Below are 13,077 nucleotides of genomic sequence, written 5' to 3'. Positions count from 1 at the left end.
AAAACAATTGTTTTTGTCAACACATAGATATCATTTTAATGTTATAAGGATAAATCATGTCACAAAAGAAAACCATCGCGCTGCTAACAGCCTTGATAATACTCTGCTCTGCGCCGTTTGCTTACCGCATCTACTCACTGAGGCCACAGAACAAGTTCATGACAAAAGAAATAACCGCACCCGTAGGAGATATCGGCACGGCAATCGATTATGTTTATAAGACGGTCGTAACCGTTAAATGCGATGACGTACAAGGAAGCGGAAATATATGGAGGATAAGTCCCACATATGTGGACATCATCACCGCGGGGCATGTAGTAAATTATGAAGACTCCCGGGATGTGTCAAGCGCAGCTGATACAGGAAGCACTCAGGCGCAGCAGAAGGTCTTCTCCCCTTGCGCCATCACCTTCCACGACGGGCTTGTAGCAAAAGGCCGGGTCATCAAGTATAACGAGGAAAAAGACATCGCTCTTATCAGGATAAAAAGAAATGACATGAAAAAAGCCTCCAAAGAACAGGGCTTTGAAGGCAAAAACTCTTTTGATTATGAGAGCGTCAGATTATCTAAAGAAGCGCCTCTTTCTCACGACGATATTTTTATCATGGAAGCAAAAACAGGAACAGCCTCAGTCGGTACGATCGAATCGGTAGATGAGTTTATTCCTGATTTTGATATGAATATGATCTATTGTCTTTGTGATGTCGATCCCGGAATGTCGGGAAGCGGCTTATTCGATAACAAAGGTCACTACTTAGGGATCCTACTTGGCGGCTCCGATGAAGGATGCGTGTGCCTTGGCACAGACAACATATCGTTCCGTGCAAATTGAAGTTCAAATCAAACAATATCCGGCCGGCTCAGGCTGTCCGGGTATCATTGCACCCCCTAGTATCCCATTTCCGCAAGCTCTGATACTACTCCCGCATAGAAGTCGGTGATATCGGATACGTTTTTGCCCTTCTTGCGAGTGAGTCTGCATCTGCGCATATCGACCTCATCGCAGTGTGAAATCCCGCGCCTTGAATTACTGCGGATGATTCCCTTAAAATTACCCCATTTAACCGAATTCGGCGTTAAAAGCCCGTCATTGGTTCCTTCTATAAGCCAGACGACCAGACTTGGAAACCAAAGAAAAATATCGCTAAACGGAGAGCTCATAACGAATGCATAGCTCTGATAATAGACGTTCTTTGCATCGGGGTATTTCTCATTGAATATCTCAGCTTCCTTAGTTGTAAAAAGCTTGAAAACACTGTATGCATCAGGCTTCTTATCTCCGAGGATACGAAATGCAATATCTGTGCATATGGCAACAAGCCTTACAAGAACATCGGGAAGCTTAAGCAGCTTATCGACTGTAACCGAGCCGTGATGCGGCGTACTGATCGTTGTAACGGACGCGACTTTATCTCCGAGATTGTACTTAGAGATCGCACATCTGATATCAAGACCGCCCTTGGAATGTGCGATCACATTTATCTTGGGAGAACCGGTCTCTTTAAGAATCTCATTGACACGACCGGCAAGCATTTCAGCGTTATCCTCTGCCGATGCGGTACTGTCCTGATTTCCATAAAATATGCGGCACCCGTTTTCTTCAAGTACCGCAGGAATTCTTCCCCAGTAATTTAGAATCTTATGATCCCTAAAGCCCATCCCGTGGACCATAAAGATAGGATATTTAAGCATAGTCATTTTCTTTCCTTCAAAAAACGAATCGGAATCCCGTGGTCACTGCCGCATCAGAGATACAAAAGCGTCTTTCGTATTCCTTCATCAAGGCCGTACATGCCCTTCCAGCCGAGCGCTTCGAGCTTGGAGGCATCAAGCGCTGAATTCTTCATGGTGTTGTAGCTGCTCTTTTCCGCATCTGACGGATTCTCAAATACAACCGAAACGCCGCCTGCCTTGGCAAGCGCCTCAGCGACGTCTCTTATAGAAACTATCGCATCCTTATTGGAGATATTGTAGGCCTGCCCACACTCTCCTTTTAATAATATGGTCAAAAGAGCTGTCGCACAGTCCAGCATATAGCAATAAGACCGCAGCTGCTCTCCCTTACTCTTCATTACTATATTTCTGCCTGCTGCCGCGTCAAAGGTAAATGCGGCGGAAGCTCTTTTATCCGATTCCTTGATCGTAGGTCCGTAGATATATCCGGGGCGCGCGATGACAACATCGGCGCCGTACTCCGTAATATAGCATGAACACAATGTTTCGGCGGCTCTCTTGCCATTTGGATAGCATGACCTTGTGCTGAGAACGTCGACATAGCCGTAGTCGGTCTCTTTTATCATGCTGCCCGCAGCATCACTTGCTTGCGCAGCTTTCGCATCACCGGAAGTCACCGCAGCGCCTGTATTTTCCGAGGCGGCGCTTTTTTCCGGAAGTTCTCCGTAAACTTCACTTGAAGATACGTAGAGGAGTCTGCTGCCCTTGTTCTTCACATTAAGATCAAGCATACTCTTAACTCCGACTACATTTGAAAAAAGAGTCTCCGCAGGCTCTTTTAAAAACATGCCGTTATCGGCATTGCTTGCTGCGTGAATGATGTAATCGGCCTCCACGTTGAGCTTATACATATAATTGGCGTCAAACTCAACGAATTTAATGTCCTCTTCATTCAATACACCTGCAAATCTATCAAGCGTTCTCTGCCTGTTTCTGCCTGCGATAATAAGCTTGATACCTGCATTCTTTTCCCTATTAAGGAAAGAAACAATATCAACAACGGGGGATGCGAGCATGCCCGTAGCCCCCGTTATAAGTAGGTTCTTGTTATATAATTTTTCAATCTCAGGGATGTTGCCGATACAAGAAGCAACGTCTCCCCAATATTCTTTTGTATATTTCATGTCCTTACTCTCTAAAGCCTAGTTATACTTTGAAGCAGCTTCCGCCGACGAACTCTCTGCAAATAGAGTTTCTGGGAAGCATTGAGCTGTCTACGCTAACAAAATAATCAAGGAACTTAAGAAGTCTCTTTGCCTCGTAGTACTCGGGCTCGCCCTTTTCAATCGAGAAAAGAAGCGGCTCTGCGTAGGGCTTGATTACAGCAAGCTCGTAGATCTGAGCTGAGTTAAACATCTCATCCGCATCCTCCTGGAATGGGAAGATATTCTCCTCTTCACCTGCGCGAACGGAATCCCACATGCTGATGGTCTTTTTGGCAGAAGCACCTCTGGTCCTTGCATCTCGTACGATCCTTCTAAGGAGTCGTCCGTCGGTCGTAGGAATTCTGTTGTGTGAATCAATACTTAGCGTTGTAAGAGCGCTTATATAAATCTTAAACTTAGACTCTGCGGGAAGCGCATAAGTCATTTGTTCATTAAGTCCGTGAATACCCTCGATAACAAGAATGTCGTTATCTCCGAGCTGAAGGAACTCGCCGTTCATCTCTCTTTTGCCCGTAATAAAGTTAAACTCAGGCATCTCGACACGCTCGCCCTTAAGGAGCTTACCCATGTCCTCGTTGAATTTCTCGATATCCATAGCTCCGAGGCACTCAAAATTGTAGCTTCCGTCAGGATTAAGAGGGGTATCCTCTCTGTTGACGAAATAATTGTCAAGGCTTATCGGGTGCGGAATAAGTCCGTACGTACGAAGCTGTATCGAAAGTCTGTTGGCAAAGCTCGTCTTACCCGAAGAACTGGGTCCTGCGATCATAACGAACTTAACGTCCGGACGATCGTGTATCTTGCATGCGATCTCACCGATCCTTCTTTCCTGAAGTGATTCCTGAACGAGGATCATCTCGTTGATCCTGCCTTCGCAGACTTTGTTGTTGAGGTCACCGACATTGTCGATTCCCATCATTGCGCCCCAGTCACTTGCAAGCTTCATGGTGTTGAAGAGCTTGTTTCTGTCCTCAAGGATAATAAGCTTGTCGGGCTCTGACTTAGGCGGAAGGGTAAGCATAAGTCCCTCGCCCTTTCTCGTTATCATAAAGTTCTCGATATAAGACGTATTCGGAAGCATGTAGCCGTAGAAATAATCATAGAAATCCTGAAGCTTGTAGATGTTGATCTCAGAACTTCTTCTGTATTTCAAAAGAGCAACCTTATCGGTCATTCCCTGCTCTCTGAAAAGCTCGATGGCTTCATCGATAGGATATACGTTCTTTACGATAGGGATAGCCATATCGACAAGCTGTTTAAATCTTTCGGCAACCTTCTGCGCAAATTCGTCCGTAACTTCCATACCGTCACGAAGCGTGCAATAATAGCTGTTTCCGATAAGAAACTCAATCTTGGCAGACGGAGCGCTGTTCTTACCTTCAACGTCTCTTATCGCCTTGATAAGCATCATTACGGCCGTTCTTCTCATGGTCTTGTGACCGATATCATCCCCAAACGTTACAAAAGACAGCTCGCCATCTCTTTTAACTTTTTTCATAAGCTCACAGATCTTGCCGTTAAAAATAACCGCTGCGATCCTGTATCTGAACTCATGCTGATACTCTTTTGCAATCTCCTCGTAGGTTGTACCTTTATCGTATTCTCTTGCTGTTCCGTTAATCTTAATTACAGGCACTTCTCTTTCCTCCTTGCGATTTCGGATTATTTTTTATAAAAAAGCTGCTTTTAAAATCGAATCAATATAGAATAACTCTTTTTTTATCTCGGAAAGTCTCTCCGCATGTGCATCCTTATCAAGGCTCTTAATTATCGATTCATCGACCTGCCTGCCGTATACAAGGTAATCATGCAAAAGAGAATTCGCGGAAAGTATATTGTGTTCTCCGTATGCGTTACAAATATTAAGCGCATCCTCTTTGGAAACGCCGCCCTTATCGCAAAGCGTAGCGATTGCGTTTTCAAGCACATTGCCTGCATGCATATCTCGAATGTTTTCGGAAGTCTCCAAAGATTTCGATACCCCAAAGTTATCATCGAATATCACAAGCATCGGAAAATAGTACTTGCCGTCTTCGAATACAATCTTTTCATCTGCGATTAAATACCCTTTTTCTCTAAGGTATGCTCTGAAAAGATCAAGCTCGGACTGCGGCTGCAATACCCCTGCCTTAATCCCGAGTGCGGAAAGATCGGCATCCTCCAACAAACGCTTCATAAGGTCTCCACCCATTCCCGCAATGACAACCGAATTAACTTCGCCTTCCTTAAGCTCTTTTAACCCATCGGAAAGTCTGGTCTCAATACGACCGGAAAGTTCGTATTCATTTATGTTGTCGGCGGCTCCGGAAAGAGGTCCCTTTCGCACATCCATCGCTATTGCAGACTCGGATATATTGTTCTGCACAAGATAGATAGATATGTATCCGTGGTCGCATCCGACATCAGCCGTGCGAAGCCCTCCCACGTTCGTTTCTGCAGGAGCGGAGTCTGACACATCCGCAATACTGTTACATATTATATCGCCTGCGCCTCTTAGCATCTCACAGATGGTCACAAGGCGCTTTGACATTTTATTTTCTACAAGATTCATATCTTTATCACGCATTAGTCAAGGTAATCCTTGAGCTTGCGGCTTCGGCTGGGGTGACGAAGCTTTCTGAGCGCTTTGGCTTCGATCTGACGAATACGCTCACGAGTTACGTTAAACTCCTTACCAACCTCTTCAAGCGTTCTTGCTCTTCCGTCGTCAAGACCGAAACGGAGGCGAAGAACCTTCTGCTCACGCTCTGTAAGTGTTCCGAGAACCTCAACAAGCTGCTCTTTAAGAAGTGTGAATGCAGCTGCGTCTGCAGGTACAGGCACGTTATCGTCCTGAATGAAATCACCAAGATGGCTGTCTTCCTCTTCACCGATAGGTGTCTCAAGAGATACAGGCTCCTGTGATATCTTAAGGATCTCACGAACACGCTCAACAGGCATGTTCATCTCTTTTGCAACTTCCTCCGGAAGCGGCTCACGGCCAAGCTCCTGAAGAAGCTGACGGCTTACACGAATGAGCTTGTTGATGGTCTCAACCATATGCACGGGGATACGGATTGTTCTTGCCTGGTCGGCAATGGCTCTTGTGATAGCCTGTCTGATCCACCATGTTGCGTATGTTGAGAACTTGAATCCCTTACGGAAATCGAACTTCTCAACGGCTTTTATAAGACCGAGGTTACCTTCCTGAATAAGATCAAGGAAAAGCATTCCTCTTCCCACATATCTCTTAGCAATACTTACAACGAGACGAAGGTTTGCCTCAGCAAGGCGCTTCTTGGCTTCCTCTCCCTCGTAGATTATCTGATCAAGCTCTTTTTTCTTGGCTGCTGTGATCTTACCTTTTTCCTTGTCCTCCGCAATCTCCTTGGATGCCTCGATACCTGCCTCCATAGACTTGGCAAGCTCGATCTCCTGATCTGCGGTAAGAAGCGGAACCTTACCGATCTCCTTGAGGTACATTCTTACGGGATCCTCGATGCTGATTCCGTCGGGAACGGAGAGATCGATATTCTCCATATCCACCTCGTCCTCATCTGAAAGGATCATATCGTCATCATCGGGGATATCATCCTCGTCTGCCTCGGATACTCTAAGTACGTCGATTCCGGAGTTCTCAAGAACCTCAAGTACGTTATCAAGCTGTTCCTCGTTGAGATTTAAGTCTGTGAAGAAATCGCTTATCTCTGTATACTCAAGGACGTTTTTCTTTTTCTTTGCAAGTGCAAGGATCTCTTTTATCTTCTGTGCAAAAAGCTCCTTTGTAGCTTCATCAAGCTCGCCGTCATTACCCTTGACGTCCTGCTCTTTGCCCTTTTCGTCTTTCTTGGAAGCAGCTTTCTTTCCTGCCTTTGCGGGCTTTTCTTCCTTAGCCTTGGAAGTATCTGCCTTAGCTGCCTTCTCCTTCTTGGGAGCAGCCTCCTTAGCCTCTTCTTTCTTAGTTGTCTTCTTTGTTTCTTCTTTTGCAGCTGTCTTCTTAGCAGGTGCTTCCTTAGTATCAGCCTTTGCTGTCGCCTTCTTGGCTGTTTCCTTCTTAGCGGGAGCTTCCTTTGCCGTCTCCTTCTTAGCTGCTGTTTTCTTGGTCTCTTCCTTCTTGGCTGTTGCTTTCGCCGTCTCCTTCTTGGCGGGAGCCTTAGCCGCTGTCTTCTTGGTGTCTTCCTTCTTTGCTGTCTCTTTCTTGGTTGTTGTCTTCTTTACTTCTTCTTTCTTTGCTGCCACTTTCTTTGTAACCGTCTCTTTCTTTGTATCTTTTTTAATATCTTTTTTGGCTGCCGCCTTCTTGGGCTCAACCTTTTTGGCCACAGTCTTCTTCTCTGCAGTCTTTTTAGCCGCAGTCTTTTTAGCTGCAGTCTTCTTGATCTCTTTTTCCTTTTTCTCTACAACTTTTTTAGCCATCGTATTTTTTCCTTTTCGAATAGTTTTTTCTAACTCTTAAGTACTTATGTCTGATAAAAAAGTCTGTTCATAATGCGTTATTTATGATCGCCGCCATCAATCATCGGGCGATATGTCTGCGTGCGTGAGCTTCTCAAGATCTTTCTTTCCCTGGATCGTCTTTTGTAAAAAGTTCGGATCATCGGGTTTAAGCTCTCTCTTTTGCCTCTCGTATCCTGCAAGCTTAACACCGCATATTATGTCGTGGAATGCCTTCCTCCTCTGCTCCTTGGTCTCTATCTCGATCAGGTTCGTGTTGAACATCTCGGCGACCTTGCCGTGTTCTTCCTCATCGGTGAATCTATCGAGTATCGAAGCAGGTGAAAATGTTCCCTGCGACATTCCTTCAAACAATTCCTTCGCAACGCTCCTGTAAAGGTCGTCGGAGAAATCCTCGGGCGTTATCCACTTTGAAACCTTAGGGAAGATCCCGGGTTCATCGGTAAGCCATGTGAGCAGGAGCCGCTGGTTTTTCTTGGCTCCGTCCTCCGGCGTGTTCTTTTTCTGTATGCCGGATCTTGGCTTATCGTAAGTCTTTATCATGCCGCCCTGCGCTGCGTACGATGTGACCAGCTTTCTAAGATCGTCGATCGCGATGTTATATCTTGCTGCGACCGCCTCTATGTAATTTTCTCTCTCTAAAGCTTCCTCGAACTCACAGAGTTTTTTGGCAACTTCTTTGTAGAAGTCCGTCTTGGATTCGGGATCCGACATGTCGTGCGCCTCTTCCATGATCCTTACTTCAAAGAAGAATGTGTTCTCTGCGTTCTTTATCCGCTCTTCAAAAGCTTCTTTTCCCAGGTTCTTGATGAACTCGTCGGGATCCTTGTACGGCTTCAGGTTCAGCACCTTGCCGCGAAGCCCCGCTTCCTTCAGGATCTTGATCCCTCGAAGAGCCGCTTTGGTTCCGGCTTCGTCGCTGTCGTATGACAGGATGACTTCGTCCGTGTACCGTTTGAGTATCATGGCCTGGCCTGTCGTAAACGCCGTTCCGAGCGATGCGACCGCCATGTTAAAGCCCGCCTGATGCATGGCTATAACGTCCATGTAGCCCTCGCAGATTATCATATAACCTGCCCTGGCGTTCTTGGCATAGTTAAGTCCGAATAGATTTCTACTCTTATCAAAAATGAGTGTTTCCGGTGAATTGAGATACTTGGGCTTTCCGTCCCCCATGACTCGTCCGCCGAAACCGATAACCTTCTGCGAAGCATCCTGTATCGGGAACATGACTCTGTTCCAGAACTTGTCATGCGTTCCCATCTTCTCGTCATGCGAAGCAAGTCCCGCATCGATTATCTGTGCATCGGTGTATCCCATCCCCTTTAGATGATCAACAAGGTCGTGGCTCGAGATGTTGGCGTATCCAAGTCCGAAATGCTGCATCGTCTCATCGGTGAGCTTTCTTTCCCGGAAGTACTCCATTCCTTTCTGCCCCGTCTTACCCCTAAGCTGATAGTAGTAATACTTGGCGGCCTCCTTGTTGATATCAAGAAGAATCTGTTTTTTATCGCGCATGGCCTTTACGGCCGGAGAATCGTCTTCGTCCGGAAGCTTCATGCCGGCTTTCTCCGCCAGCTCTTTTACCGCTTCCTGAAATGTTAAGTTGTCATATTTCATCAAAAAAGTGATGACATTCCCGCCGGCTCCGCATCCGAAGCAGTAGAACATCTGCTTTTGCTGCGATACCGAAAAAGAACCGGATTTCTCATTGTGGAACGGACACAGGCCAAAATAATTGGCGCCTTTCTTTTGCAGATGGACGTACTGTCCTACTATGTCCACAATGTCGTTGCGGGAGCGCACCTCTTCTATAAAGTCGTCTGAGTAGCGCAAATAGTTGGTCTCCTACACTTGGTTATATTTAAAGAACTGTCCAGGACTTTGGAATGTAAACCTCTTCAAAGACGGAAACGGCGTATCTGTCCGTCATCGAGCTCACATAGTCGCAGACTATCCTCTCTTTGGTCTCGCCCTCATCCATCATTGCTTTGAGGTAATCGGGGAGCTTATCTATATGATCAAGATAATAGCTGTAAAGGATCTTGATCATCTCCTCTACCTTGCCCTCCTGCCCCTTGGCTATCGGGTTCGTGTAGACGTTTGCAAACATAAATTCACGAAGCTCCAAAAATGCTTCGTAGATCTCCGCAGACATCGTTATATCGTCCTTGTCCATGCTGGTCGCGATGATGTCGTGGATAAAGGTATCAAGCCACTCTCCGTTGGTATGGCCGATCGTCTTGGCGAGTCTCTCGGGGATATCTTTCTCCTTCATGATACCGCCTCTTATAGCATCGTCCATGTCGTGATGCATGTATGCGATCTTATCGGAAAGCCTTACAACCTTGCCTTCAAGCGTCGCAGGCGTTAAGTTGAGCTCATGATTAAGTATGCCGTCTCTGACTTCCCACGTAAGGTTCATGCCCTTTCCGTAGTTCTCCAGGGTCTCAACTATCCTAAGACTCTGCTCATTGTGCCTAAAGCCTCCGGGATTGACTTCATTCAGCGCTCTCTCTCCTGCATGCCCAAAGGGAGTGTGTCCAAGGTCATGTCCGAGCGCGATCGCCTCAGTCAGGTCCTCGTTAAGCAAAAGAGCTTTCGCAATCGTCCTCGCGTTCTGCGAAACCTCCAATGTATGCGTCATGCGGGTTCTGTAATGGTCGCCGTCCGGAGACAAAAAAACCTGCGTCTTATCCTTAAGACGTCTAAAGGACTTGGAATACAAGATCCTGTCCCTATCTCTCTGGAAGCACGGCCTGATGTCGCATGGCTTTTCTTCTTTTTCTCTTCCTTTGGAATTCATGCTAAGAGTAGCATGCTTGCTTAAGAACTTTTTTTCTCTTTCTTCGAGCTGCTTTCGAATTTTCAAAGTAAAGTCTCTTTTCCGTGGGGTGACTTTTGGAAAGAAAAAACCCACATCAATAATATTCGACGTGGGTTTGCAAATTCCTTTTTTTATTTTCGTATTTTTTGAAATTATTTGGTCCATTCGGAAATACGGCTCTGATACTGCTCATTGAACCACTCAACGGCCTTTTCAAGCCCTTCCTGCGAAACCTCGAAGTTCTCGCTGGTCTTGAGGCTGTCGTCCGTGTGCGCGTATGCATAGGGCTCAGGCCAAACGGTCGCCATGAGCGTCGCGGGGCTTCTCTGATCCACCGGAACGAATTTGACGTTCTCAAGCGGCTCTCTCGCAAGCCTGTATCTCATTCCTTTGTAGCTTCCAAAAAAAGCTTCTCCGTATTCGTAATGTGACAGATTAAAAAAACTGTTTAACTCAATTGCCATAACTATTAAAACTCAACTTTTCCCGTATCTGCGTGATTGACAACATAGTAAGCCGCGTTGTCTGAAGGCTTGATGTAGACCTGGATCTCCTTGATGTCGGTCATCTTGTGGCCCTTTGCGATGTAGTCAGCCTTTGCTCTCTCAACGATGTCCGTTGCCCTCACCTCGTGGTGATTGTACTGAACAAAAACCTCTTCCTTGCATTTGCGCTTAGCTGCTGTCTTGCTTATGTCGTTTCCAACGCTCTTTGCAACGTCAGCGGCCTTCTTAGAACCTTTTTTAACAGCATCCGCAGCGGGAGCCGCCTTCTCTTTTGCCTTATTGATATAGGGCTCAGCCTTGGTCTTGATGTCGTTGTAGACGGGTTCTGCCTTTGCCTTGATGTCCTTGTACATGGGCTCCGCCTTAGCTTTGATGTCGTTGTAGACGGGCTCTGCTTTGGACTTGATGTCCTTGTAAACCGGCTCTGCCTTTGCTTTGAAGTCATTTATATAAGGCTCAGCCTTGTCCATATAGGGCTTTGCTGCCTCTTTTACATCCTTTATCACGGGCTCAGCGGCCTTGATCACAGGCTCTGCGGCCTTGGTAACTTCCTTGGCGATCTCTTTAAAAGTCTCTTCTGCTGATTTCTTTCCCATAACAATTTCCTCCTGATTCAAGCGTTACGCCTTTTTATTCAAGTCAAAAGATATTGCTAATGCGTATCATCCCTTGGCTTATCATCTTCCTCCGCCGAGCTTCTTCATGAGCGACGCCATCGGTCCTACCGCATCCTGAAGATCGGTGATCGCCTTGTTAAGTCCCTCGAAGTCGATCTCTGAAAGTGATTTAACGGCTGCTGCGAGATTAGATCCGTTGTCATCAACAAGCTTGTTCATGTTCTCGCTGGCCTTTACAATGCTCTCTGTCATGCCGCTGACATCATCAAGTGTAGTCTCCGCCTTGGTCGCCACGCCGTTAACCTTAACGATAGTAGCGTTCACCTTGGGCACGATCACCAGCACGCATATAAGAAGGATTGCCAGCATACCTGCTATGCAACACGTTGATATCTTTTGATAAAAAAGTCTTTTCTTGGAAAGATCCCTTATTTCCGTAAGGATCGCGTCGTTTGAAGTAACGTTCTGCTCTTGATTCTGATTCTCTTCCATGCCATTATCCTCCCTCACCGGCCCATACAAGGGCTCTTTTTTCTGAAAAAACTACAATACTATGATAGCACAGTTACGCACTTTTCTCACCACCAAACATCCACGGCGGCGCGGTTTTTGTATAAAAAAACCGACAGGCCTGTACCGACCCCCAAAAGTTAGACCGGAAATCTAACATTTGGAGGTCGGTATTTTTATGTCTAAGTATTCTTTTGAATTCAAAAAGAAAGTTGTCAAAGCCTATTTAAACGGTGAAGGTGGTTATGGATATCTTTCTAAAACTTATGGGGTCCCCGCCCAAAGAGATATTGAAAAATGGGTTCATAATTACCAGAAATTCGGAGATGAGGGACTAATTCGCTCCCGTAAGAACCAAACATATTCTTTTGAAAAGAAGCTTTCTGTTGTAGAGTTATATTTATCAAGTGAAATCTCATATCAGGATTTAGCTCTACAAGAAGGAATCACTAATCCAGGCATGATTGTTAACTGGGTAAAACGCTTTCGTGTAGCAGGTCCTGATGCATTGAGACCTCACAAGAAAGGTCGTAGGAAAACATTGGAAAAGCCAGAAAAGAAATCTTCTACTCTGCCCATTGAGAGTCCAGTTGATACAAGTGCAGAGCATGTTAAAGAGTTAGAGGATGAGCTGCTGAAGCTAAGAATAGAAAATGCATTTTTAAAAGAACTGAGGAGGCTGCGTTTAGAGGACGAAGCAAAAATGAGAGAACGGCGCGAATCATCAACAGCCTCCGAAGACAGTTCAAATTAAAAGACCTTCTCTCATATACAGGTATGCCAAAGGCAACATTTATGTACTGGCAAAAGAGATTTGACCGGGAGAATCCAGATAAAGTGCTAGAAGAAAAGATTCTTGCTATACGCACGAGTAACAAGGACTATGGTTATCGTAGAGTGGTAGGCGAATTAAATAACCAGGGATACAAGGTCAACAAAAAGAAGGTTCAACGAATTATGCAGAAGCTAGGACTCCAGGTGACATCCTTTACTCGTAAGAGCAGAAAATACAGTTCCTACAAAGGGAAAGTAGGAACCGTTGCTCCTAACAGGATTAAGAGAAGGTTTAATACCCATATACCGCACCAGAAAATAACCACCGATACAACAGAGCTAAAGTACTATGAAGTAGATACAAAAGGTCACATGACCATGCACAAGCTCTATCTGGATCCATTTATGGATATGGAGTGGTTTATTACAGTTACGAAGAATTGAAATCTGAAATAGAACGATATATAAAGTATTATAACGAACAAAGAATCAAAGAGAAACTAGGATG

The 13,077-nt window shown here is 45.6% G+C and carries 14 protein-coding genes; 4 read left to right on the top strand and 10 right to left on the bottom strand.

Features of this window, described 5'->3' with window-relative positions:
* The first annotated feature begins 56 nt into the window (after nucleotides 1-56).
* On the top strand, nucleotides 57-833 hold the full coding sequence (locus D6856_RS12265; RefSeq protein ID WP_120687128.1) for a S1 family peptidase: 777 nt from the start codon (nucleotides 57-59) through the stop codon (nucleotides 831-833).
* A gap of 56 nt (nucleotides 834-889) precedes the next feature.
* Here the strand turns inward: D6856_RS12265 and D6856_RS12260 are convergent, their stop codons facing one another.
* From D6856_RS12260 to D6856_RS12210, 10 genes are all read right to left on the bottom strand, one after another.
* The gene (locus D6856_RS12260) at nucleotides 890-1,699 is read right to left on the bottom strand and encodes a lipase family alpha/beta hydrolase (protein ID WP_120687127.1); all 810 of its coding nucleotides are present in this window, start codon (nucleotides 1,697-1,699) and stop codon (nucleotides 890-892) included.
* Nucleotides 1,700-1,746: 47 nt separating this feature from the next.
* Nucleotides 1,747-2,859, bottom strand: a complete 1,113-nt coding sequence (locus tag D6856_RS12255) for an NAD-dependent epimerase/dehydratase family protein (protein WP_120687126.1) — start codon at nucleotides 2,857-2,859, stop codon at nucleotides 1,747-1,749.
* 22 nt (nucleotides 2,860-2,881) lie between these two features.
* Entirely contained in the window at nucleotides 2,882-4,537 is a 1,656-nt protein-coding gene (locus D6856_RS12250; protein WP_120687125.1) for a nucleoside kinase, read from the bottom strand.
* 33 nt (nucleotides 4,538-4,570) lie between these two features.
* Nucleotides 4,571-5,467 (bottom strand): class I SAM-dependent methyltransferase, encoded by an 897-nt coding sequence (locus tag D6856_RS12245; RefSeq protein WP_120687124.1) that lies wholly within the window; start codon nucleotides 5,465-5,467, stop codon nucleotides 4,571-4,573.
* Nucleotides 5,467-6,642, bottom strand: a complete 1,176-nt coding sequence (gene rpoD / locus D6856_RS15515) for an RNA polymerase sigma factor RpoD (protein ID WP_120687288.1) — start codon at nucleotides 6,640-6,642, stop codon at nucleotides 5,467-5,469. Before rpoD ends, D6856_RS12245 begins: the two co-directional genes overlap by 1 nt.
* Before the next feature lie 750 nt (nucleotides 6,643-7,392).
* Entirely contained in the window at nucleotides 7,393-9,171 is a 1,779-nt protein-coding gene (dnaG, locus tag D6856_RS12230; protein ID WP_120687123.1) for a DNA primase, read from the bottom strand.
* Between the two features lie 28 nt (nucleotides 9,172-9,199).
* On the bottom strand, nucleotides 9,200-10,207 hold the full coding sequence (locus tag D6856_RS12225) for a deoxyguanosinetriphosphate triphosphohydrolase (protein ID WP_120687122.1): 1,008 nt from the start codon (nucleotides 10,205-10,207) through the stop codon (nucleotides 9,200-9,202).
* A gap of 107 nt (nucleotides 10,208-10,314) precedes the next feature.
* The gene (locus D6856_RS12220; RefSeq protein ID WP_120687121.1) at nucleotides 10,315-10,626 is read right to left on the bottom strand and encodes a hypothetical protein; all 312 of its coding nucleotides are present in this window, start codon (nucleotides 10,624-10,626) and stop codon (nucleotides 10,315-10,317) included.
* A gap of 5 nt (nucleotides 10,627-10,631) precedes the next feature.
* Nucleotides 10,632-11,264, bottom strand: a complete 633-nt coding sequence (locus D6856_RS12215; protein ID WP_120687120.1) for a DUF6465 family protein — start codon at nucleotides 11,262-11,264, stop codon at nucleotides 10,632-10,634.
* Between the two features lie 81 nt (nucleotides 11,265-11,345).
* Nucleotides 11,346-11,777 carry a hypothetical protein gene (locus D6856_RS12210; protein ID WP_120687119.1) on the bottom strand — a complete coding sequence of 144 codons (432 nt, stop codon included), beginning with the start codon at nucleotides 11,775-11,777 and terminating at the stop codon, nucleotides 11,346-11,348.
* Nucleotides 11,778-11,973: 196 nt separating this feature from the next.
* On the opposite strand from D6856_RS12210, the gene D6856_RS12205 reads away from it, so the two are divergent.
* The 3 genes from D6856_RS12205 to D6856_RS15560 all read left to right on the top strand — a co-directional run.
* Nucleotides 11,974-12,549: a helix-turn-helix domain-containing protein gene (locus D6856_RS12205; RefSeq protein ID WP_120687118.1), complete on the top strand. Its 576-nt coding sequence runs from the start codon at nucleotides 11,974-11,976 to the stop codon at nucleotides 12,547-12,549.
* An 83-nt stretch (nucleotides 12,550-12,632) separates the two neighbouring features.
* Entirely contained in the window at nucleotides 12,633-13,013 is a 381-nt protein-coding gene (locus tag D6856_RS12200) for an IS3 family transposase (protein WP_158588933.1), read from the top strand.
* On the top strand, nucleotides 12,986-13,077 hold a 92-nt coding region (locus D6856_RS15560; RefSeq protein WP_158588932.1), incomplete at its 3' end, for an IS3 family transposase. The genes D6856_RS12200 and D6856_RS15560, both read left to right, overlap by 28 nt.

Source organism: Butyrivibrio sp. XB500-5, from assembly GCF_003625505.1.
Lineage (GTDB): Bacteria > Bacillota > Clostridia > Lachnospirales > Lachnospiraceae > Butyrivibrio.
Note: the sequence above shows the minus strand (reverse complement) of the source record. Positions and strands in the feature narration are given on the sequence as shown.